Source organism: Rhodobacter sp. P2_H5 (assembly GCF_056403335.1).
On the sequence record NZ_JBFUFS010000015.1, the window covers coordinates 44615 to 67272 of the forward strand.

At 67.2% G+C, this 22658-nt stretch carries 21 protein-coding genes; 12 read left to right on the plus strand and 9 right to left on the minus strand.

The genetic code is table 11. The annotated features are described in order from the left end of the window. Positions 1 to 48 precede the first annotated feature (48 nt). Entirely contained in the window at positions 49 to 2034 is a 1986-nt protein-coding gene (locus AC1DVR_RS17845; RefSeq protein ID WP_478001953.1) for a potassium transporter Kup, read from the minus strand. A 167-nt stretch (positions 2035 to 2201) separates the two neighbouring features. Here AC1DVR_RS17845 and AC1DVR_RS17850 point away from each other — a divergent pair, with 167 nt between their 5' ends. From AC1DVR_RS17850 to AC1DVR_RS17875, 6 genes are all read left to right on the plus strand, one after another. Beyond that, positions 2202 to 3965: a DUF4118 domain-containing protein gene (locus AC1DVR_RS17850; RefSeq protein ID WP_478001954.1), complete on the plus strand. Its 1764-nt coding sequence runs from the start codon at positions 2202 to 2204 to the stop codon at positions 3963 to 3965. After that, positions 3965 to 4663 carry a response regulator gene (locus AC1DVR_RS17855; protein WP_478001955.1) on the plus strand — a complete coding sequence of 233 codons (699 nt, stop codon included), beginning with the start codon at positions 3965 to 3967 and terminating at the stop codon, positions 4661 to 4663. The genes AC1DVR_RS17850 and AC1DVR_RS17855 overlap by 1 nt, the downstream gene beginning before the upstream one ends. 94 nt (positions 4664 to 4757) lie before the next feature. After that, positions 4758 to 6044 (plus strand): PAS domain-containing protein, encoded by a 1287-nt coding sequence (locus AC1DVR_RS17860; protein WP_478001956.1) that lies wholly within the window; start codon positions 4758 to 4760, stop codon positions 6042 to 6044. A gap of 146 nt (positions 6045 to 6190) precedes the next feature. Further along, positions 6191 to 6976, plus strand: coding sequence for a 5'/3'-nucleotidase SurE (gene surE / locus AC1DVR_RS17865; protein WP_478001957.1), 786 nt, complete (start codon positions 6191 to 6193; stop codon positions 6974 to 6976). After that, positions 6973 to 7653 carry a protein-L-isoaspartate(D-aspartate) O-methyltransferase gene (locus AC1DVR_RS17870; RefSeq protein WP_478001958.1) on the plus strand — a complete coding sequence of 227 codons (681 nt, stop codon included), beginning with the start codon at positions 6973 to 6975 and terminating at the stop codon, positions 7651 to 7653. Before surE ends, AC1DVR_RS17870 begins: the two co-directional genes overlap by 4 nt. Positions 7654 to 7706: 53 nt before the next feature. Then, positions 7707 to 8948: a peptidoglycan DD-metalloendopeptidase family protein gene (locus tag AC1DVR_RS17875; RefSeq protein ID WP_478001959.1), complete on the plus strand. Its 1242-nt coding sequence runs from the start codon at positions 7707 to 7709 to the stop codon at positions 8946 to 8948. A 189-nt stretch (positions 8949 to 9137) separates the two neighbouring features. Here AC1DVR_RS17875 and AC1DVR_RS17880 read toward each other — a convergent pair whose 3' ends face one another. From AC1DVR_RS17880 to AC1DVR_RS17895, 4 genes are read right to left on the minus strand one after another with little or no spacing between them, the layout of a single operon-like run. Then, complete coding sequence (locus tag AC1DVR_RS17880; protein ID WP_478001960.1) at positions 9138 to 9971, minus strand: ATP-binding protein; 834 nt, start codon at positions 9969 to 9971, stop codon at positions 9138 to 9140. Next, a complete protein-coding gene (gene tatC / locus AC1DVR_RS17885; RefSeq protein ID WP_478001961.1) occupies positions 9968 to 10813 on the minus strand; it encodes a twin-arginine translocase subunit TatC in 846 nt (281 codons plus the stop codon). Before tatC ends, AC1DVR_RS17880 begins: the two co-directional genes overlap by 4 nt. Then, positions 10810 to 11631: a Sec-independent protein translocase subunit TatA/TatB gene (locus AC1DVR_RS17890; protein WP_478001962.1), complete on the minus strand. Its 822-nt coding sequence runs from the start codon at positions 11629 to 11631 to the stop codon at positions 10810 to 10812. The genes tatC and AC1DVR_RS17890 overlap by 4 nt, the downstream gene beginning before the upstream one ends. Positions 11632 to 11649: 18 nt before the next feature. Then, complete coding sequence (locus AC1DVR_RS17895) at positions 11650 to 11880, minus strand: twin-arginine translocase TatA/TatE family subunit (RefSeq protein WP_478001963.1); 231 nt, start codon at positions 11878 to 11880, stop codon at positions 11650 to 11652. A gap of 169 nt (positions 11881 to 12049) precedes the next feature. Between AC1DVR_RS17895 and AC1DVR_RS17900 the strand changes: the two genes are divergently transcribed. Continuing rightward, positions 12050 to 12730: a helix-turn-helix transcriptional regulator gene (locus AC1DVR_RS17900; protein ID WP_478001964.1), complete on the plus strand. Its 681-nt coding sequence runs from the start codon at positions 12050 to 12052 to the stop codon at positions 12728 to 12730. Between the two features lie 196 nt (positions 12731 to 12926). On the opposite strand, the gene AC1DVR_RS17905 is transcribed toward AC1DVR_RS17900, so the two are convergent. After that, positions 12927 to 14021, minus strand: a complete 1095-nt coding sequence (locus AC1DVR_RS17905; RefSeq protein WP_478001965.1) for an ABC transporter ATP-binding protein — start codon at positions 14019 to 14021, stop codon at positions 12927 to 12929. A gap of 87 nt (positions 14022 to 14108) precedes the next feature. Then, a complete protein-coding gene (locus AC1DVR_RS17910; protein ID WP_478001966.1) occupies positions 14109 to 15446 on the minus strand; it encodes an ATP-binding protein in 1338 nt (445 codons plus the stop codon). Between the two features lie 236 nt (positions 15447 to 15682). On the opposite strand from AC1DVR_RS17910, the gene AC1DVR_RS17915 reads away from it, so the two are divergent. From AC1DVR_RS17915 to AC1DVR_RS17925, 3 genes are all read left to right on the plus strand, one after another. Continuing rightward, positions 15683 to 16792, plus strand: a complete 1110-nt coding sequence (locus AC1DVR_RS17915; RefSeq protein WP_478001967.1) for a hypothetical protein — start codon at positions 15683 to 15685, stop codon at positions 16790 to 16792. A 138-nt stretch (positions 16793 to 16930) separates the two neighbouring features. After that, on the plus strand, positions 16931 to 18268 hold the full coding sequence (gene dddP / locus AC1DVR_RS17920; protein WP_478001968.1) for a dimethylsulfonioproprionate lyase DddP: 1338 nt from the start codon (positions 16931 to 16933) through the stop codon (positions 18266 to 18268). An 8-nt stretch (positions 18269 to 18276) separates the two neighbouring features. Further along, complete coding sequence (locus AC1DVR_RS17925) at positions 18277 to 18738, plus strand: DUF4265 domain-containing protein (protein ID WP_478001969.1); 462 nt, start codon at positions 18277 to 18279, stop codon at positions 18736 to 18738. Between the two features lie 69 nt (positions 18739 to 18807). Here AC1DVR_RS17925 and AC1DVR_RS17930 read toward each other — a convergent pair whose 3' ends face one another. Both AC1DVR_RS17930 and AC1DVR_RS17935 read right to left on the minus strand, forming a co-directional pair. After that, positions 18808 to 19443, minus strand: coding sequence for a CDGSH iron-sulfur domain-containing protein (locus AC1DVR_RS17930; RefSeq protein WP_478001970.1), 636 nt, complete (start codon positions 19441 to 19443; stop codon positions 18808 to 18810). Positions 19444 to 19488: 45 nt separating this feature from the next. Beyond that, positions 19489 to 19815: a hypothetical protein gene (locus AC1DVR_RS17935; protein ID WP_478001971.1), complete on the minus strand. Its 327-nt coding sequence runs from the start codon at positions 19813 to 19815 to the stop codon at positions 19489 to 19491. A gap of 158 nt (positions 19816 to 19973) precedes the next feature. Between AC1DVR_RS17935 and purB the strand changes: the two genes are divergently transcribed. Then, positions 19974 to 21278: an adenylosuccinate lyase gene (purB, locus tag AC1DVR_RS17940; RefSeq protein WP_478001972.1), complete on the plus strand. Its 1305-nt coding sequence runs from the start codon at positions 19974 to 19976 to the stop codon at positions 21276 to 21278. A gap of 284 nt (positions 21279 to 21562) precedes the next feature. Beyond that, positions 21563 to 22585, plus strand: coding sequence for a flagellar motor switch protein FliG (locus AC1DVR_RS17945; RefSeq protein ID WP_478002001.1), 1023 nt, complete (start codon positions 21563 to 21565; stop codon positions 22583 to 22585). Positions 22586 to 22658: the final 73 nt, after the last annotated feature.

The following is a 22658-nucleotide window of genomic DNA, read 5'->3' on the forward strand; positions in this document are numbered from 1 at the left end:
ACAGCCGCCCCGGAACCCCGGGGCGGCTGTTCCTGTCTTGCCTGAAGGTCAGACGTTCACTTGCGTGCCCAGTTCCACCACGCGGCCCGCCGGGATGTGGAAATAATCCGAAGCCGGGGCCGAGTTCCGTGCCATCAGGATGAACAGCCGCGCCATCCAGCCCGGCATCTGGCGCCGCGACGACAGGCGCAGGCTGCGCCGCGACAGGATGAAGGAGGTCGACATGATGTCGAACTTCCACCCGAGCTTGCGGCAGAGCGCCAGGCCCTCGGGCACGTCCGGTTCCTCGGCATAGCCCCAGGTCAGCGTCACCTTGCGGAAATGCGGCGCGAGGTCGGACATCACCACCCGCTCCTCGGGGGCGACGCGCGGCACGGCGGCGGTGACGATGGTCAGGATCACGTTGTTCTCGTGCAGCACCTTGAAGTGCTTGAGGCTGTGGAGCAGCGCCGCCGGGGCATAATCCGGGGCCGAGGTCAGAAAGACCGCCGTGCCCGGCACATTGGCGATATGCTTGGCGTTGATCTGGCGCAGCAGGGTCGAGAGCGCCAGATCGCCATTGGCCTCCTTGGCCAGCACCACGGCACTGCCGCGCATCCAGCTCGACATCAGGATCACCATCAGCGTGGCAAGCCCCAGAGGCAGCCAGCCGCCCTCGAACAGTTTCAGAAGGTTGGCGCCGAAGAAGGTCAGATCCAGTGCGAGGAACGGCGCCATCATCCCCACGGCAGCCCATTTCGGCAGGCCCCAGTGCTTGTGCGCCACGATCATCGCCAGCGTGGCCGTGACCACCATCGTGCCCGTCACCGCGATGCCATAGGCCGAGGCCAGCGCCGAAGAGCCGCGGAACACCAGCACCAGCACCAGAACCGCGACCAACAGCACGCCATTGACCGCCGACATGTAGATCTGCCCCTCCTGCGCGTCCGAGGTGTGGCGAATGCGCATCCTGGGCAGCAGCTTCAGCTGGATCGCCTGGCGGGTCAGGGAATAGGCACCCGAGATCACGGCTTGGCTCGCGATGATCGTGGCCGCCGTGGCCAGCGCCACGATGGGCAAAAGCACCGCATCGGGGTAAAGCCGGAAGAAGGGATTCTCCATCGCCGTGGCATCGCCGAGGATCAGCGCGCCCTGGCCGAAGTAGTTGAGCAGCAGCGCCGGCAAGGCCACGATCAACCAGGCGAGCTGGATCGGCAGCCGCCCGAAATGGCCCATGTCGGCATAAAGCGCTTCGGCCCCGGTCACCGCCAGAAAGACCGCCCCCAGAACGACCAGACCGAGGATGCCGTTTTCGGCCAGAAAGGTCACCGCATAGGTCGGGCTCAGCGCCAGCAGCACCTCGGGCCGCTGGCTGATGTGCAAAAGCCCACCAACCGCCAGCGCCACGAACCAGACCAGCGTCACCGGGCCGAAGAACCGCGCCATCGTCGCGGTGCCGCGGTATTGCACCGCAAACAACAGGACGATGACGACGATCGAGATCGGCAGGATATAGGGGTCGAAAGCCGTGGTGACGAGGCTCAAGCCCTCGACCGCCGACAGGACCGAGATCGCCGGCGTGATCGCCGCATCGCCGTAAAACAGCGCGGCGCCGATCAGCCCCAGCGCCAGAACCCAAGGCAGCTTCCCACCCAGCGAGCGTTGCGCCAAGGCGAGCAGGGACAAGGTGCCGCCCTCGCCCTGATTGTCGGCCCGCATCAGGATCAGGACGTATTTGAAGGTCACGATCAGCATCAGCGACCAGGTGATCAGCGACAGGACCCCCAGCACGTCGGAAGGCTCGACCCCGCCATGGCTCGCGCCTGCCGCCCGCATCGCCTCGCGGAAGGCGTAAAGCGGCGAGGTGCCGATATCGCCATAGACCACGCCGATCGCCGCCAGCGACAGCGACAAGAGCCCCTGCTTGCCATGCGAGGCAGAGGAGGGGCCGGAGGCCTTGGGGCCCCCCGTAGCCGGGGCGGCCGGCTGGTTTGCTGCGGGCGGATGGGCTGTGGCAAGCGGGACAGAAGACGGGTTCGCGGCAGGCGAGGACATGAAAACTCCGGACGTGGCACCGCAACGGGGCGGCCCGGCTCTTTTCTGCCGATCGGCATAAGGAAACGATGGGAAAGGCGGGGTGGCGCATAAGGATTGCATAAAGACCGGCGCCAGAGCCGCGAAAGCCTGTGGACACAAACCCCCGAAGGGCGCGATGACAGGGCATGAGCGAGCCCCACCCCGACGCCATGACACCCTTCGCCCCCCCCTCCGCCGCCCCTTCGTCCGGGCCGGAGGTGCGGATCATGCCGCCCGAGCCGGCGCGCCTGATGCCATCGGAGGCGACCCGCGCCGCGCCCCAATCTGTTCCCCAATCTGCGCCCCTTTCTGCGGCGCTGCCCGACCGGCCCTCGCTGCCCGACCCGCCGGATCTGCCGGCGCTGGCCGCGACGATGGCGCTGGTGGCCACGGCTGCGGGCCTTGTCTCCTTGGCCGGGGACAGCCTGCCCGTCCCGGTGATGCCGCTGATCTTCCTGACGGCGGTGCTGATTGCTGCGGTGGCCTATGGCTTCTGGTCGGGGCTGGTCGCGGCGGCACTGGGCTTCTTCGTGCTGAACTTCCTTTTCACCGAGCCGCTGTTCACGCTCCACATCACCCATGCGCAGGACCTGATCACGCTTCTGGTCTTTCTCTTCGTGGCGGGGCTCGCCGGGCTTCTGGCCGGGCGGCTGCACGATCAGGCGGCGGCGGCCTCCAGCCGGGCCGAGGTGCTGGGCGTGCTTTCAGCCCTGTCGGCCGATCTGGGCAGCGCCGGGGATGCGGCGGCGGTTCTGAGCCGCGCCACCGGCCATCTGGCCGCGCTGTCGGGCGGGCGGGCGGCGGCCTTCCGCGCCGATCCCGCCGGACCTGCGGTGGTGGCCACCAGCCCCGTCCCATCCTTGCCGACCGATGCAGACCTTCAAGCCGCCGAACGTGCCCTGCGCCAGAACCGCAGCCAGCCCGCCCCCGCCGACGGCGGGCCGGGCGCGCGGCTGACCATCCTGCCCCTTGATGTTGCCACATCCGACCTGACCGCCGACCTGACTGCCGACCTGACCCCAGACCCCACCCCCGATCTGATCCGGGCCGAGGCCAGCCCCGGCGCCCTCGCCCTCGGCCACACGCCGCTTTATGGCCCCGAGGCCGCGTTGCGCACCGCCGCCATCGACGTTCTGTGCCGCCAGACCCGTGCCGCCCTGCAACGGCTCGACTTCGCCGCCCGCGCCCAAAGCGAACGCCAGCGCGCCGAGGCCGAGGCCACGCGTTCGGCCCTCCTCGCCTCGCTCAGCCACGATCTGCGCACGCCGCTCGCCACCATCCTCGGGGCGGCGACGGCGCTCAAGGACCTCGGCCCCGACCTCTCGGCCGCGGCCCAGGCCGACCTTCTGACCGCGATCGAGGAGGAGGCCTCACGCCTCAACCGCCATGTCACCAACCTGTTGCAGATGACCCGCCTGCAATCGGGGCTGCGGCCCGCGCTCGCCTGGGTCGATGCCGGCGATGTAGCCCGCGCCGCCGCCGCCCGCGCCCGCCGCGCCTGGCCCCAGGCCGAGATCGAGGCGCAGCCGATGCAGGACCTGCCGATGCTGCGCGCCGAGGCCGGACTGCTGGAACAGGCCGTCTTCAACCTGATCGAAAACGCCCTGCGCCACGGCAAGGCGCCAATCACCGTCAGCGCCTGCGTGACCGGAGGGCCGGGCCAGACCGCGCTGACCCTCTCGGTCGCCGATCACGGCCCCGGCGCGCCCGCCCTGGTGCGCGACTGGCTGGCCAGCTCCGACCCGCGCCCGCCGCTCGGCATGAACGGCCTCGGCCTCGCCGTGGCCAAGGGCATCGCCCGCGTCCTGGGCGGCCATCTGACCATGACCGGGGCGCCCAGCCTCGCCCGCCTCGCCCTGCCGCTGCCGCCCGAAACCCAGCTGCCGCCAACCCCAGCCGAAAGCCTGTGATGCCCGACCCGCGTGCCCTTATCCTGATCGTTGACGACGAACCGCAGATTCAGCGCTTTCTGGCCCATGCCCTGGGCGCCAGCGGCTATGACATCTGCCTGGCCGGCTCCGCCGCCGAGGCGCTGACCGTGCTCGCCGCGCGCAAGCCGGACCTGATGATCCTTGACCTTGGCCTGCCCGACCGCGACGGCAAGGAGGTGATCGAGGCGGTGCGCCAGAAATCTGCCCTGCCGATCATCGTGCTGTCGGCCCGCGATCAGGAAATGGAGAAGATCATGGCGCTGGACCTTGGTGCCGATGATTTCGTCGGCAAACCCTTCGCCATCGGCGAGCTTCTGGCCCGGCTCCGCGTCTGCCTGCGCCCGGCGCGCAGCGCGCCGACGACGCGGCTGCGGCTCGGGCCGCTGGACATCGACCTGGACGCGCATCAGGCCTTTCGCGGCGATGCGCCGCTGCGCCTGACGCCCAAGGAGTTCGACCTGCTGGTGGCCCTTGTGGAAACCCCCGGACGGGTGCTGACCCACCGCCAGCTTCTGGGCCGGATCTGGGGCCCCGCCCATGTCGAGGATGTGCCCTATCTGCGCGTCTTCATCGGCCAGCTGCGCCAGAAGATCGAGGCCGACCCCGCCCAGCCCAGCCTGATCCTGACCGAGCCCGGCATCGGCTACCGCGCCGCCGACCCCGACAGCGTGGCCTGACCTTGAAGCGGGCCATGGTGCGGCTCCGGTGACACTTTCTTAGCGTCTGTGGCCTAAAACCAAGGCGAATGCCCCGCAGAAGGCCCTTGCCCGCATGAGCCCATCCCCCGCGACAGCCGAACCCGTCACCACGCCGGTCTCCGCCCTGATCCTCGGACCGGAGGCCACCTATGGCATCGCGGAGATGTTCTATTCCCGCACCGATGCTCGCGGGGTCATTCTGGCGGGGAACGCAGTGTTTCAACGGGTTGCGGGCTTTGACTGGGGCGAGCTTGTCGGCGCGCCGCACCGGATCGTGCGCCACCCTGCAACGCCGCGCGCGGTCTTTGCGGTGCTCTGGGCCACGATCCAGAAGGGCGAACCCGCCGTGGCCTATGTCTGCAACAGGACCAAGGCCGGCCAGCCCTATTGGGTGCTGGCCACCGTCCTGCCCCATGGCACGGGCTATCTTTCGGTCCGCATCAAGCCCAGCTCGCCCCTCTTTGCCAAGGCGCAGGCGATCTACGCCGATCTCACCCTGGCCGAACGCGGCGGACTTGGGGTCGAGGCTTCGGTCGCGCGGCTGAAGGCCGCCCTGGCCCAGACGGGCTTTGCCAGCTACGCGGATTTCATGCGCCAGGCCCTGGCCGAGGAACATGCCGCCCGCGCCGCCAAGACCAACCCGCGCACCGCGATGGCCGAGGTCGGCCAGCTGCGCCGCAACATCGCAACGATCATCGCGGCGCAAGAGGTGCTGGTGAAGGAATTCGACGGCCTGCGCATCCTGCCCACCAACATGCGCATCCTCGCCTCGCGGCTGGAACCGACCGGCGGGCCGGTGGGGGCGATCTCCGACATCTACCTGATGATGTCGGCCGATATCTTCGCCAAGGTCGGCGCCTTCCTTCTGGGCGAGGCCTCGCTCTGCCGGCGGATGGCGGACCGCTTCGAGGGCGCGATGTTCGCGATGACCTGCTCGCAGCTGATGGCCGAGATGATCGCCGCCGTCGCGGGCGAGGATATGGCCGGATCGGGCATCGCGGTAGCCGAAGAGGCGCGGCATCTGGCCGCCCTCGACGCCCGGCTGCGCCAGACCGCGACCGCAGCCCTGGCCGAGGCGGTGGCGCTCGCCGGCAAGATCCACATCGCCAGCACCGACCTGCGCCGCGCGATGCTCAGCCTGGAAACCATCACCGTCATGGGCCGCGTCGAAAGCGCCCGCATCGGGGCCGAGGGGATGCGGATCAACGCCACGATCAACCAGCTGCACGACCGCAACATGATCATCGCCCGCAGCCTGGCCGCCATCGACCAGATGGCGCATACCCTGTCCGAAGGCATGGCGATGATCCAGAACGGCTATCTCGCGGCCTTGGCCACCAGCCCCGCCGGCGCCCCCTGATCCGGCGCCACGGGCGGTGCAATACCGGGCGACCCTGTACCGCAAAAGTCGCCAATTTCCGGCTATCCACCGCCTTCGCGGATTGAGGCGAGGCCCGCGCTTGCCCCCTCGCCCCCCCTCGTCTATCAGGGAGAAAAGGGGATTTCATGCGCATTCTCATCACCAACGACGACGGAATCAATGCACCCGGCCTGGCCGTCCTGGAACGGATCGCCGCCGAAATCGCCGGGCCTTCGGGCGAGGTCTGGGTCGTGGCCCCGGCCTTCGAACAATCCGGCGTCGGCCATTGCATCAGCTACACCCATCCCACGATGATCGCCGAGCTTGCGCCGCGCCGCTATGCCGCCGAAGGCTCGCCCGCCGATTGCGTGCTGGCCGGGATCTATTATGTGATGAAGGACGCGCCCCCCGACCTCGTGCTCTCGGGCGTCAACCGCGGCAACAATTCGGGCGAGAACGTGCTCTATTCCGGCACGATCGGCGGGGCGATGGAAGCCGCCCTGCAAGGGATCAAATCCGTCGCGATGTCGCAGTTCTTCGGCCCGAAGAACGCCACCCTGGCCGAGCCGTTCGAGGCCGCCGTCCAGCATGGCGCAGCGCTTCTGCGCCGGCTTCTGGACAAGGGCCATTGGGACGAGGCCGATTACCGGGTGTTCTACAACGTGAACTTCCCCGCCCTGCCCGCCGCCGAGGTCAAGGGCCTCCGCGTCGCCGATCAGGGCTTCCGGCGCTATTCCTCCTTCTCGCTGGAGCCGCATGTCTCGCCCACCGGGCGGCAGTTCCTCTGGATCAAGGGCGGCGAACAGGGCCGCGCCACCCTGCCCGGCTCGGACATCACCGCCAATGTGGAGGGCTATATCTCGGTCACGCCCTTGCGCGCCGACCTCACCGCGCATGACATCCTGCCGGATCTTGCGGCAGCCCTGGCATGACCGACCCGGGCGCGCCATCGGACGATCCTGCGCGGGGGGCCGAAGTGGCCGAACGCCAGATGCGCTTCATGTACGCGCTGCGCAGCCATGGCGTCACCGATGCCCGCGTCATGGCCGCGATGGAGCGGATCGACCGCGGCGCCTTTGTGCGCGGCCTTTTCGCGACCCGCGCCTATGAGGACATGCCGTTGCCGATCTCCTGCGGCCAGACCATCTCGCAGCCCTCGGTCGTCGGGCTGATGACCCAGGCGCTGGATGTGCAGCCGCGCGACAAGGTGCTGGAGGTTGGGACCGGCTCGGGCTACCAGGCCGCCATCCTCAGCCTCCTCTGCCGCAGGGTCTATACCGTCGACCGCCACCGCCGCCTGGTGCGCGAGGCGCAGGAGGTGTTTCGCAACCTTGGTCTGGTCAATATCACGGCATTTGCCGCCGATGGCAGCTTTGGCTTGCCCGATCAGGCGCCGTTCGACCGGATTCTGGTGACCGCCGCAGCGGAAGACCCGCCGGGCCCGCTCTTGGCGCAGTTGAAGATCGGCGGTATCATGGTATTGCCGGTGGGACAGTCCGATACAGTGCAAAGCCTGATCAAGGTGACGCGGCTGCAAAGCGGCTACGATTACGAGGAGCTTCGCCCGGTGCGCTTTGTGCCGCTGGTCGAGGGTCTGGGAACCGAATAAAGCAAAGCCCGGGATGAACGGGCGTTCGACGAGGCCAGAGGGTTGGGACGGCGATGAGGTATGACGGGTTTTTTGCGGTGATCGGTCGTGGCAAGGCACTGCCCCTGATGGCGGTCCTTCTGCTGTCGGCCTGTGCCAACAGCGGCAATCTCGACTGGGATCTGCGCAACAATGGCGGCGGCACATCCTCGGCGGCCGAGAACAGCACGGCGGCACGGCCGGCGGCGGACAGCAACGGGGTGATCTCCTATCCCGGCTATCAGGTCGTGGCGGCGCGGCGCGGCGATACCGTGGCCTCGGTCGCGGCGCGGCTGAACATCCCGGCGGGGCAGCTTGCCACCTACAACGCCCTGCAGGTCGGCGACACCTTGCGCGCGGGCGAGATCCTGGCCCTGCCGGTGCGCATCGCGGCCAATCCGGCGGCCCTGCCCGGCGGCGCCCTGCCTGACCAGAGCGGCACCTCCGGTGGCATCGACGTCGCGGCGATCGCCACCACCGCGCTGGACCGGGTCGGCCCGGCCTCGGGCACTACGGGTGCGACCGGCACCTCCAAGGCCCCGGGCGCGCCCTTCTCCACCACCGGCTCCGGCCCGGTGCCGGTGCGCTACCAGGTCAAGCGCGGCGAGACCGCCTTCACCATCGCGCGCCAGTTCAACATCTCGGCCAAGGCGCTCGCCGACTGGAACGGGCTCGGACCGGACCTCTCGGTGCGCGAGGGTCAATACCTGATCATCCCGACCGCCACCGACATCTCGCGCCTGCCGGGCGCCTCGGCCAGTGTGGACACGACAACGACAACCCTGCCCGGCGAAGGCTCCCCCACACCGGCGCCGCCCTCGGCCAGCCTGCCCCTGCCGACCGAAAAGACCGTGACCGCCGCCGAGGCCGCCCGCACGGCGCCCCCGGCTCCCGATCTCGGCGGCCAGCGCACCAAGGCCTCGGCCGCGGCGATGGCGATGCCAGTCGATGGCAAGATCATCCGCAGCTATGACGGCAAGACCAACCAGGGCATCGACATCGCCGCCTCCGCCGGCAGCGCGGTCCATGCCGCGCGCGAGGGCAGCGTGGCGGTGATCACCCATGACCCGTCCTCGGGCGCGCTGATCGTCATTCTGCGCCATGCCGACGGATTGCTGACCGTCTACGCCGGCCTCGATTCCGCCAGCGTCGCCAAGGACGCCACGGTCAAACGCGGCCAGACCCTCGGCACCGTGCGTGGCGGCAACCCGGCCCAACTGCATTTCGAGGTCCGTCAGGGCCAGAAATCGGTCAACCCGCTGACCTATCTGCAATAGGACATCGCGCGTCCGTGGCAGGMGCCGGGGAGGTTTCACACCTCCCCGGACCCCTCCGTGGGATATTTATGGACCAATGAAATTAAGGTCTTCTTAACCCTTTTCATTGGTCCATAAATATCCACGGGGAGGGTCTGGGAGGGTGGTAAGCCCTCCCAGCCGGGTCCGCAGAGCGGCGCGCTGACAGGGTCAGAGCGCCACGCCCTCGCGCGCCGCCAGATCGCAGAAGAACTGCCAGGCGACCCGACCCGAGCGCGAGCCGCGTGTCGCCTGCCATTCGATCGCCTCAGCCCAGAGCCGCTCTTCGGAGATCACCAGCCCATGCGCCGCGCAGTAGCCGCGGATCATCGCCAGGTAATCGTCCTGCGTGCAGGGGTGGAAGCCGAGCCACAGCCCGAAACGGTCGGAGAGCGAGACCTTCTCCTCCACCGCCTCGCCGGGGTTGATCGCCGAGGAACGCTCGTTGTCGATCATCTCGCGCGGCATCAGGTGGCGGCGGTTCGATGTGGCGTAGAACAGCACATTCTCCGGCCGCCCCTCGATCCCGCCATCCAGCACGGCTTTCAGCGATTTGTAATGCTGGTCATCGCTGGAAAACGACAGATCGTCGCAGAACAGGATGAAGCGGTGCGGCGCCGCGCGCAGGTGGCTGAGCAGGCGCTGGACCGAGGGCAGATCCTCGCGGCTCAGTTCAACGATCTTGAGGTCATAGCCCTCGCCCCGCACCGAAGCGTGGATCGCCTTCACGAGCGAGGATTTCCCCATCCCCCGCGCCCCCCAGAGAAGCGCGTTGTTGGCGGGCAAGCCGCGGGCAAAGTGACGGGTGTTTTCCCACAGCGTGTCGCGCGAGCGGTCGATGCCGACCAGAAGCCCAACATCGACCCGCGACACCCGCGACACCGGCTCCAGCCGGTCGGGGCCGGTKTGCCAGACAAAAGCCTCGGCCGCGGCGAAATCCGGGGCGGGCAAGGGTTGCGGCGCCAGACGCTCCAGCGCCGCCGCAATCCGTTCAAGCTCGGTCATTCGTCTTCGTCCGGCTCTTCCCAGGTCCCGTCGAGCTTTGCCTGCTTTTCGGCCTGCTTTTCAAAGTAGACGATGATCCAGATCGACACTTCGTAGAGCGGGTAGATCACCGCAAACAGGATCAGCATCGAGGTGACATCGGGCGGCGCGATCATCGAGGAGACGATGAGAATCCCCACCACCGCATATTTCCGCGTCGATTTCAGCCCCTTGGAGCCGATCAGCCCGGCCTTGCCCATCAGCGTGAGCAGAACCGGCAGCTGGAAGCACAGACCGAAGGCCATCAGGAACTGCATGGTCAGCGCGAAGAAGGCTTCGACCGAGCCCTGGAACACCACACCCTTGGGCACTTGCGCCAGGGGATTGGTGCTTTGCATCGCCGCCTTGAAACTGTCCTGGTAGCTAAGGAAGAAGTCGAAGGCGAAGGGCAGCACGACCAGATAAGCAAAGCCTGCCCCCAGCGCGAACATCACCGGCGAAGCGATGAGGAAGGGCAGGAAGGCATGGCGCTCGTTCTTGTAAAGCCCGGGTGCTACAAAGCGCCAGAGTTGCAGGGCGATGACCGGGAAGGCCAGAACGAATCCGCCCCACATCGCGATCTTCAGCGTGACGAAGAAGCCTTCCTGCACCTTGATCAGCACGAATTCGCATTCCTGCCCGCGCGCGGCCAGAGCCTGGCACATCGGGCGCGACAGAAAGGCGAAGACATAGCTCCAGGCCACATAGCAGATCATGAAGCCCACGACGTAACCGCCGATCGAGATCATGATCCGGTTACGCAACTCCTTCAGGTGCTCGATCAGCGGGGCTGCGCTGGTGTCGAGATCTTCGGTCTGGGTCATGCGTTATCCGCCTTCTTCTTGCGCGGGCTTTTCCTGGGCGCCGCCTCGGCCGCGTCCGCGGCTGCGGCATCGGATTTCTGCGCCGCAACCTTGGCTTTGGCGGTGCGTTTGGGCGCCGGTTTCGCCTCGTCTTCCGCCTGGACCGGGGCCGCCGGTTCAGAGATGGCCGCCGGTTCGGGCATGTAGGTGCCCGCCTCGATCGCCTTCAGCTTTTCGGTCTGTTCCTTCAGGACCTGGCTGCGCAGGGCCAGCTTGTCGTAGAAGGCTTCCTTGGCCGGGTCGGGGACAGGGCCGCGTGCCGGTTCCACCAGCCCTGCGGCGGGCGCCGCGGCCCGGGCGGCCTCGAATTCTTCATGTTCGGCAATCACGGCCAGATCGTCGTCCATCTCCTCGGCGATCGCCGCTTCGGTGATGGTGACCTCGGGCACGACCGGGGCCGATTCCACCGCGGCCGCCACCACGGTCGGCGGCGTCGCGGGCATCGGCGGTGGCGTCAGGCTGCGCGCCGGCATGGTGGGCGTGGGATTGGCCGTGTTCTTCATCGGATCCCACTTCTCGAACTTGTCAGCCGCCTCGCGCACCTTGTCGAGGCCCAGCGACTTGGTCGAGGTCGAGGTCTTGAGGTCGCGCGCCACATCGCTCACGCCGGTATCCTTGGCGGCCTGCTCCATCGCCCGCGAGAACTCGCGGCTCATCTGGCGCAGCTTGGCGGTGAAACGCCCGAGCTGACGGAACATATCGGGCAGGTCTTCCGGGCCAATGAAGATCAGCGCAACGATGCCGATGATGATAAGCTCAGGCCAATCGAATCCGAACATGATGTGTCAATCCGGCCTTCAGGCCTGGTCTTTGTGTTCAACGGGGGTCACGTCCTTGGCGACCACGGTGGTCGTGGTGGTCGTGGTCTCTTCGGCGGCGATATCGGCCTTGCCTTCATCGATGCCCTTCTTGAAAGCGTTGATGCCCTTGCCCACTTCGCCCATCAGGGACGAAACCTTGCCCTTGCCGAAGAGGACAAGGACGACAATGGCGATGACGAGAATGCCGAGCGGCGAAGACATGTGCATGGGAAACCTCCTGTGACCGCGGCATGCGGCCTTGCTGGCGCCCACTCTGCGCCTGGCCGGCATGAGAGCAAGCTCTTCAACGCGCAAAATCCGGTCCGGGCTTGCGGATTGCGGGCCTAACTGACATATTTCTGTCAGTTAGACGTCTGATCCCTTGTCAAAGGCCGCCATGCCCCGCTCCGACCGCCTGTTTGACCTGATCCAGATCCTGCGCGACGGGCGTCTGCACCGGGCGGCGGACCTGGCCGCGGCGCTCGGGGTCTCGGTCCGCTCGATCTGGCGCGACATGGCGGTGCTGGCGGCCTCGGGCATGCCGGTGGAGGGCGAGCGCGGCGTGGGTTACATCCTTCGCGCGCCCCTGACCCTGCCGCCGATGATGCTGACCCCGGCCGAGATGCTGGCGCTGCGCCAGGGGGTGGCGCTGGTGGCCGGCGGGGCCGATCCCGGCCTGGCCGCCGCCGCGCGCAGCCTGGCCACCAAGATCGCCACCGTGGCTCCCGGCCCGCGCGAGGAGAGCGAGGGTGAAGACCTCTTCGCCGCACGCAGCGCCGCCCCCCTGCGCGCGAGCCCGCAGCTGCCCCTGCTGCGCAAGGCGATCCGCCAGAGCGAAAGGCTGACCGTCGCGGTGCTGGACAGCGAGGGCAAGCTGACCCAGCGCGACATCCGCCCGCTGGTGCTGTCCCTGTCGGAGACCGCCTGGACCCTGGGCGCCTGGTCCGAGACCCGGGCCGGCTTTGAGGATTTCGGTCTGGACCGCCTGCTCGACATCGTGCCGCGCGGCGAGACGTTCCCGCGCGAGCCCGGCAGGCGTCTGGCGGACTATCGCAAATGGCAGATGGCACAGAATTGACACCACCCTGACAGCACGAATTTTCTGCGAAAATTCCGGGGCGCCCCCTTGAATTTTCGCAGAAAATTCGTGGCCGCCCGCAAAGTTTCCTGCCGCGTAGAGACGCAAGGAAGACCGAAGAAAGACGGAAGCAAGACCGCCGATTTTCGCAAAACCCTGCCAGCTCGGGGGCTTGGCGGCCAAAGCTCACCCAGCCCTAGGCCGGGAAGACAAAACACCGGTCGCGCCGGATCATCAGCCAGAGGGCGAGGCCGGGTTTGGGCAGGAAGACCCCCGGCACCGCCGCGGTCAGGATCGATCCGTCAAACTCCATCCGGAACTCGACCAGGCTTTCATGCCCCAGAAAGCGCGCGCGGGTGACGGTGCCGCGCGCCGCCGTGCCTTCGGTCGGCGTCGGGTTCGGGCCGCGTCCGGCGCGGTCGAAGTCGATCTTCAGATGCTGCGGGCGGATCACGATATCCACCGCCGCGCCATCGACCTGTCCCGGCGTGAGGAAGGCGCCAAAGGGCGTCTCGGTCAAAGCCCCGCGCGACACGCCGCGGATCACGTTGATATCGCTGAAGAAGGCCGCCGCCGCCCGGTCCACCGGCGCGTTGTAGATGTTATAGGGCGCGCCGCGTTGCATGATCAGGCCGGCGCGCATCAGGGCGATCTCGTCAGCCATCCGCATCGCCTCTTCCGGCTCATGCGTCACCAGGAGGACGGCGGCGCCCTCCTCTTTCAGGATGTCCAGCGTCGCATCGCGGATCCCGTCGCGCAGGCGGTTGTCGAGGCCGGAAAACGGCTCGTCCATCAGCATGACCCGCGGCCGCGGCGCCAACGCCCGGGCGAGGGCCACGCGCTGCTGCTCGCCGCCCGACAGCTCATGCGGATGCTTGGTGCCGAAGCCCGCGAGATTGACCTTCTCCAGCAGCTCGTCGACCCGGCGCTGCCGGTGGGCGGCATCGCGGGCCAGGCCGAACGCCACATTGCCCGCCACCGTAAGATGCGGAAACAGCGCGAAATCCTGGAACATCAGCCCGACCCCACGCCCCTCGGGCGGGGTGTTGCGACCGGGGCCGAAGACCTCGGTCCCGTCGATGATGATGCGGCCGCTGTCGGGGGTTTCGACCCCGGCGATCATCCGCAGCGTGGTGGATTTGCCGCAGCCGGAGGGCCCGAGCAGGCAGGTCACCTGCCCCGCCTCGACCACCAGCGACAGATCGGCCACCACCTTGCGCCCGCCAAAGGCCCGGCTGAGCGATTGCACCACGAGGCGCGCGGAGGATGTGGCATGCGGCGATTGGGTCACGGACAATTCCCTAGGGTTTTGATCGGCAAAGCCCTAGCAGCCCCGGCCCGACCCTGCAAGGCGGCGGCACCGGGCGGGTGGGCCGCTTCACCGTGCGAGGATAAGTTCGGCCTTCAGCCCGCCAAGCGCCTCGCTGCGGCCCAGAAGCAGGGTGCCGCCGTGGGTGCGGGCGATGTCGGCGGCGATCGACAGGCCAAGCCCCACGCCGCCGCCCCGGTTCGGGTCGCGGGCGGCATCAAGCCGGGTGAAGGGCAGCATCGCCTCCTCGCGCCGGGCTTCGGGGATACCGGGGCCGTCATCCTCGACCACCAGCTTCAGGCTGCGCTCGGTCAGGACGTAGCTGAGCACCCCGCGCGTGCCGTACCGCGTGGCGTTGCCCAGAAGGTTGTCCAGCGCCCGCGTCACCGCCTTTGGCCGCATCAGGACCATCGTGGCCCCCTCGCGCGGCAGCGGTGGCGCCGCCCCCAAGGTCACCGCCAGCCCGCCGCGCCGGGCCTTCTCGACCACCTCCGCCACAAGGGCCGCCGGATCGACCAGCACCGAGGCCTCCATCGCATCGCCCCGGGCAAAGGCGAGGAACTCCTCGACCAGCCGCTCCATATCCTCGACATCGCCGAGCAGCGCCTCGGTCTCCTCATCTTCCGGCAGCAGCGCCAGCCCGAGCTTCAGCCGGGTCAGGGGCCCGCGCAGATCGTGGCTGACCCCCGACAGCATCAGCGTGCGCTGTTCGATCTGGCGTTCGATGCGGGCGCGCATGTCGAGAAAGGCCATGCCCGCCGCCCGCACCTCGATCGCCCCGCGCGGCTTGTAGCGCAGGGTCTGGCCACGGCCAAAGGCCTCGGCGGCCTGGGCCAGACGGGTGATCGGCACCAACTGGTTGCGCAGAAAGGCAAAAGCCACCGCCGTCATCAGGACCGAGGCCAGCAGCATCACCACCAGCAGCTGGTGCGGGTTGCTGGCCGAGACCCGCGCCCGCGGCACCCGGACCTGCATCAGGCCAAAGCGGGTGTCGAGCCAGAGGGCCACCTCGCGCGGATTGGCGCGCAGATCGACCGCGGCCAGCCCCGGCAACGCCTCATGCAGGATCGAGCCGACCTCGCGCCCCGACAGGTCCAGCCCGTCGCGCTGGTCGCTTTCGGGCGGCACCCCCATGGCGGGCAGATCCACCGACATGACGAGCCCCGTCCCCACCGCCTGCGCCGCCGCCTGTGCCGCGACAAGGTCGGGGGCGGCCTCGACCTCGGCCAGCAGATATTGCGCCTCCAATGCCACATCCCGCGACATCTGGCGGGTCACCCCGTCGAAATGGCGCTGGATGAAGATGACCGAGACCACAAGCTGGATCGCCACGACCGGCAGGACGAGGATCAGGGCGGCCCGCCCGTAAAGGCTGCGCGGCAACAAGGACTTGAGGCGAAGCTCCATGCCGCATCCTAACCGCCCGGCCACAAGCTTGCAAAGCCCCTTGCATCAGGCACCGGGCTGCCGGCCAAAACGCGCATCAGCGCGGGACAAGGAACAATCCTGCGGGGAAGACAGGATTGTCTTTGTGTCGAAAACACGTCCGCAGGTTGTTCGAATTTCTTTCAATTACCTCAGTTGTTGCGCGGTCTGATCACAATTGCGGCGTATCCGGTGCTCACGCCATGTGGAGAAACGCCATGCCCAACCGCGTTCCCAGTACGATTGCCCAGGTTTTGTACCCCAGTGACCTTGAACTCGACTTCGCACGAATCGTCTCGGAACTGGAGACGGTCCTGACGCGCTTGGGCGGCTGTGACGCGCAACTGCATTGGGATGACGAAGACTTTGTGACCTTCGATCTGCCCGAGGCGCGGGTCCTTCTGGCAACGGCAGAACTCGGTCGCGCTTCGGAGGGTTCGTGCCTGACGGTATCGGTCGGCCCCTCGGCCAGCGCCGAAGACACGGATCAGGTGGCACTTCCGGGCGACGAGCGGCGGTTCAGCGGTCTGGGCGGTCTGGACCATGCGACGCTGTGTTCGCGTCTGGTCGAGCGGGTGCAGGGCCGCTTCGTGCCGGCTGCGGTGCTTTGGCAGGAGGTCGAGGGCCTGGTGGACGTCGATATGGTCGATGCCCTGACCGGCGATCTGCCGCACATGCGCGGGCTTCATTCGCGGATTTCACCCCCCCAACGCCCGGCGACGGCAGGCGCTCATCGGCAGGATCGTCCGCACAGCGCCGCTGCGCTGATGGGAGAAGTTCCCGCAGGCCAATCCGCTGCTGGCCAACCGCGGATCGACAACGCTCTGGCGGACAAGTTACTGGCGCCCGCCTTCGACCGCGGGATCGACCGCAGGACTGCCGCACGGGCCATGCCTGCGCCGCTTGCGGTGCCGCAGGTGCAGCCCCTCCAGACCGCATCGAAGGCGAAGCACCCCGCACTGCGGCTGTTCAGGGACAGCGCCGATGCCCACGGCAAATCCCCCGCCGCCAATGATGTGCCCGACCTGCCCCTGCCGCAGACCCGCTCGCTCCAGCATCTGCGCGCGGCGCTCTATCCCGAGGGCGAAGAGACCGCCGATGCGCGCCCCAGCACCCAGATCCGCCTCGCCGCCCATTGCCTGAACGCGACGCTGATCCTGGTCTATGCGCCCCTCGGGGCTGCCGTGATGACCTATGCCCTGTTGAAGGGCGAGGACATCCGCTTTTCGGCCCGGATGATGGCGGTGGTCGGCACCGTCGTAGGCCTGGCCCAGACGCCGATCGGCCATACGGTCAAGGCCATGGCCTCTGTTCAGGGCTGGAACTGAGCCGGTATCTGCCCGCCTTCCGCCCCCGCCTGTTTCCGACATAGGGCGTCGGCGGGGGCAAAGCCTTGCGCCCTGCCTGACGCAGACTGACGCCCGGACCCAGGTCTTCTGGCGCCCAAGTCTCAGCAGGAGTGCCCGATGGCCGAGCCCTATTCCGACCGCCGCAAGATCGACCCCTCGCGCGGCGCCACCTTGGGCGACGGCACCCCCAACGACAATGACCGGATCGAGATCGGCCCGACCCAGCTTGCCTTTCGCGAATGGGAAGCGGCGGGGCTGACCCTGCCCAACCTGGCGCAGATGCGCGAATTCCGCTGGAAGCGGCTGACGGCGGCGCTCGTCGCGCGCGACTATGGCGGACTTTTGATGTTTGACCCGATGAACATCCGCTATGCGACCGACACCACCAACATGCAGCTCTGGAACAGCCACAACCCGTTCCGCGCCTGCCTGCTCTGTGCCGATGGCCATATGGTGATGTGGGAATACAAGAACTCGCCTTTCCTCGTGACCTTCAATCCGCTGGTCAAGGAACTCCGCTCGGGCGCGTCCTTCTTCTATTCGGTGACCGGCGATACCTCGGCCAATGATGCGAAGAACTTCGCCGCCCAGGTCGACGAGGTGATGCGCGAACATGCCGGTTCGAACCGCAGGCTGGCGGTCGACAAGATCATGATCCACGGCCTGCGCGCTTTGGAGCGTGCCGGCTTCGAGGTGATGGAAGGCGAAGAGGTCACCGAACGCACCCGCGCCATCAAGGGCCCGGACGAGATCCTGGCGATGCGCTGCGCGCACCACGCCTGCGAAGCCTCGATTGCCGAGATGGAGGAGGCGACCCGCCTCGGCGTGCCGCAAGGCGACATGTCCGAGGATGCGATCTGGGCCGAGCTTCACAAAGGCAACATCAAGCGCGGCGGCGAATGGATCGAAACGCGGCTCCTCGCCTCGGGCAAGCGCACCAATCCCTGGTTTCAGGAATGCGGGCCAAGGATTGTGCAGAACAACGAGATCGTGGCCTTTGATACCGACCTGATCGGCGCCTATGGCATCTGCATCGACATCTCGCGCACCTGGTGGGTGGGCGATGCGCGGCCCACCAACGCGATGATCTCGGCCATGCAGCACGCGCTCGACCATATCAACGTCAACCGCGAGCTGCTGAAACCCGGCGCCCGGATCCGCGACATCGTCCATTCCGGCCACCAGCTGGAGGACCAGTACTGGAAGCAGAAATATTCCTGCAAGATGCACGGCGTCGGGCTTTGCGACGAATGGCCCTATGTGCCCTATCCCGATGCCTGGGTCGAAGGCTCCTTCGACCACGCGCTGGAGGCTGGCATGACGATCTGTGTCGAAGCCCTCGTCTCGCCCGAGGGCGGCGAATTCTCGATCAAGCTGGAGGATCAGGTGCTGATCACCGAGACGGGATACGAGACGCTGACCAAATACCCCTTCGACCCGCGGCTTCTGGGGTGAAGGGGGCCGTGACCAACCCAATGGTCAAGCTACATTTCCATCTGGACCCGGAGTCCTGGCATGGCGCTTCCGTGGAATCGCTCTGGGCGAAGCGCATTTCGTCCGACACCGGCGCCTCTGTGTTTGAGCTCGACAACTCGCCCTTTTACGCCTTTGGAGTCAGCTTTCTGGATGTGGTCCGCGCCGAGGAAGAAGACGGCCGCCTGTTTTTCGTCAGCGTGGCCTCGTCCGCAGGGCACTCCACCTATCGACTGCGGGTGCCATGGCCCTCTTCAAAGTTCGAGGCGGCCTGGGCACGGCTGACCTCGTTCGGCTGCACCTACGAGGGCCATTCCCACGGAAAAACACACCTGTTTGCCGTCGATGTCCCTCCCGATGCCGATATTCACGCGGTCTACCGCCTTTTTGAAGAAGGCGAAGCGGAAGGCATTTGGGAGTTTGAAGAAGGCCATTGCGGCCATCCGACCTAGGTCACGATCGCCGCATTGCCCCTTGGGGAGGTGCCATGAACGGATGGCCGCGCATGGCATCTCCCCAAGTTATTCTGCCACGAAGCCCGCCGCCTTGTGGCTGCCGTCGCAATAGGGCTTGTTCTGGCTGTGGCCGCAGCGGCAGAGGAAGGTCTGCGTCACCTTGTTGATCGTGTGGCCGGTGCCCGAGACGATCTCGAGATTGCCCACGACCTTCAGCGGGCCGTTGGGCTGCGGGTTCACCGCGACCGTGCCGTTGCGCGCCTCCAGGGCCGCGGCCTCCTTGACCGCAGGTTCGCCCGTGGCGGTGAAGCCCGCGGCGTTGTGGCTGCCGTCGCAATAGGGCTTGTTGGCCGAGGCGCCGCAGCGGCAGAGCGTGGCGCGCGGTCCGGGCTCCAGCACGCCGCGCAGGATCAAAGGCGCCTCGAAGGCCAGAGGCCCGTTCTCGCGGATCCGCAGCAGGTTGACCACCGGCGCCGCATCCGAGCTTTCGCTGCCGTCGTTGCGCGCCACCCGGATCGCACCGGAGGGGCAGTTGACGCCAAGCGCCAGCACCACATCGGCCCGCGCGGCATCGGGATAGATCCACTCGCCCTTCACATTGGGCACGAAAACCTCCGGATGGCTCAGGACGCAGTTGCGCGAATGCACACAGCGCGACCCGTCAAAGGTGATCGTCACCTCTTTGCCCCTGACCACTTCCATCGCAGCACTCCTTGTCGCTTCCATCAAGATCCCGTCGCGCCCCGCTCAGGGCTGGGCGACATGGCCCACACTGGCACTGCCATCCTCGGCGGTAAAGCTGATGCTGTCGCCTGACTGGCTGACATCATAGCAGGCCCAATGGTCCGAGGGCGGCCAGACCGAGCAATATAGGTCGCCCCGCACCTGCCAATGGCCGATACTCGCCGGACCTTTGGTGTAGATCGTCTCGCCATCCGCATTGAAACTCTGCGAAGCGCCGTCGTCAAAGGTCAGGACCTTGCCGGTCAGGGCCGCCGTGATCGCCGCGCCGTCCAGCCTTGTATCTGCCCAGGCCGGCGTGCCCAAAAGCGCAAATACCAGAACCCACCGCATCGCATCCTCCACCCTGCATCCGCCCCAGACTACACCCCTGCCCCTGCCGATCAACGCCAAACCCGCCTGCCGATCTTGCACTGGTGCCCCTTGCGGCTTAAGGGGGCGCAACCCCGCACCGCAACCTTCGCCGCAACTTCCGCTGAAAGGCCGTCCCGATGATCCCGCGCTATTCCCGCCCCGAGATGGTGGCCCTCTGGTCGCCCGAAGCCCGCTTCAAGATCTGGTTCGAGATCGAGGCCCATGCGATGGACGCGCAGGCCGCGCTTGGCGTGATCCCGAAATCCCATGCCGAGGGCGTCTGGAAAGCCAAGGACGCCGAGTTCAACGTCGCCCGCATCGACGAGATCGAGGCCGTGACCAAGCATGACGTCATCGCCTTCCTGACCCATCTGGCCGAGATCGTGGGCGCCGACGAAGCCCGCTTCGTCCATCAGGGCATGACCTCCTCGGACGTGCTGGACACCACCTTCAACATCCAGCTCTGCCGCGCTTCGGACCTCCTGCTGATCGGTCTCGACCGTGTGCTGGCAGCCCTCAAGGCCCGCGCCTACGAGCACAAGGACACGGTCCGCATCGGCCGCAGCCACGGCATCCATGCCGAGCCCACCACCATGGGCCTGACCTTCGCCCGCTTCTACGCCGAGATGGCGCGCAACCGCGCCCGCCTGCTGAACGCCCGGGCCGAGGTTTCGACCGGCGCCATCTCCGGCGCTGTCGGCACCTTCGCCAATATCGACCCCGCGGTCGAGGAACATGTCTGCCAGATGCTGGGTCTGACGCCCGAGCCGATTTCGACCCAGGTGATCCCGCGCGACCGCCATGCGATGTTCTTTGCCACCCTCGGCGTGATCGCCTCCGGCATCGAGAACCTCGCGATCGAGATCCGCCACATGCAGCGCACCGAGGTGCTGGAGGCGGAAGAGTTCTTCTCGCCCGGCCAGAAGGGCTCCTCGGCGATGCCGCACAAAAGGAACCCGGTCCTGACCGAGAACCTGACCGGCCTCGCCCGGCTGGTCCGCATGGCGGTGGTGCCGGCGCTGGAGAATGTGGCGCTCTGGCACGAACGCGACATCTCGCATTCCTCGGTGGAGCGCGCCATCGGCCCGGACACCACGATCACCCTCGACTTCGCGCTGCACCGTCTGGCCGGTGTCGTCGAAAAGCTGGTGGTCTATCCGGAGAACATGCTCAAGAACATGAACAAGTTCAAGGGCCTGGTCATGTCGCAGCGCGTGCTTCTGGCGCTGACCCAGGCCGGTGTGTCGCGCGAAGACAGCTACCGCCTCGTGCAGCGCAACGCGATGAAGGTCTGGGAGAAGGGCGCCGATTTCAAGACCGAGCTTCTGGCCGACCCCGAAGTGACCGCCGCCCTCTCGCCCGCCGAGATCGAAGAGAAATTCGACCTCGGCTACCACACCAAACACGTCGACACGATCTTCGCCCGCGTCTTTGGCGCCTGACCGCCACGCGGGCTGACAGGCGCGGGGGTTTCACACCCCCGCACCCCCGTGGGATATTTCCGTCTGGATGAAGGAGAAGCGCGCCCCCAGCCTCTTCATCCAGATCCAAATATCCCGGGGGGTGCGGGGGGCTGGCCCCCCGCCGGGCCGGGACGGAACCCCTCTTCACCCGGATTTAACCCCGATGGCGGCAGTCTGGCCTCATCTGAAGAATCGGGGGCATGATGGCGTTCAATCCTGCAATGTTGGCCAGTCTGACCAATCCGGACGCATTCAATCCGCCGATGCTGTCCGAACAGCCGCCACCGCCGGCGATCACCTCGCGCGAGAAGGCGGCCATCATCGTGCGCCTTCTGTTGGCCGAAGGCGCGCCGATCAAGCTGACCGCCCTGCCGGAGGAGATGCAGACCGCGCTGGCCCAGCAGATGGGCCAGATGCGCCGCGTCAGCCGAGAGACCTTGCGACTGGTGATCGACGAATTCCTCTTTGAACTGGAACAGGTCGGGCTGTCCTTCCCCGGCGGGCTCGAAGGGGCGCTCACGATCATGGACGGGCACCTTTCGGCCAATGCCGCCAGCCGGTTGCGGCGGATGTCGGGGGGCAACTCCTCGATCGACCCCTGGGAGCGGATCAATGCCCTGGCGCTCGACCGCATCCTGCCGGTCCTGGCCGAGGAAAGCATCGAGGTCTGCGCCGTGGTCCTGTCGAAACTCCCGGTGCCGCGCGCGGCGGAGCTGTTGTCGAAACTGCCGGGCGACCGGGCGCGCCAGGTGGCCTATGCCGTCTCGCTCACCGGCAATGTCGATCCCGACACCGTGCACCGGATCGGGATGGCCTTGGCGGTGCAGCTTGACAGCCAGCCGCTCAAGGCCTTCGAGGCGGGCCCGGGCGAGCGGGTCGGCGCCATCCTGAACATCGCCGCCGCCTCGACCCGCGACGATGTGCTGCGCGGGCTTCTGGAGGCGGACGCCGAGTTCGCCCAGCTGGTGAAGAAGAACATCTTCACCTTCGAACATATCAAGGCCAAGCTCGCGCCGCGCGACGTGCCCAAGGTGATCCGCATCGTCGATCAGGCGGCGCTGGTCACCGCGCTGACCTATGCGCTGTCGGTCCCGGATCTGGAGCCTTCCGCCGAACATATCCTCGCCAACCTGTCGCAGCGCATGACCCAGGGCCTGCGCGAAGAAATCGCCGGGCGCGGCAAGATCAAGGAGAAAGACGCCGACGAGGCGATGGGCACCATCGTCATGGCAATCCGCCAACTGGAGGGCAGCGGCGAGGTCGTGCTGGTCCAACCCGAGGAGTAGCGCCGGGCCAGCGCTATCCGCAAGGACAGGCGGGGCGACCGGGTCGACGCGCAGCGCAAGCCTTTCCCCCTTG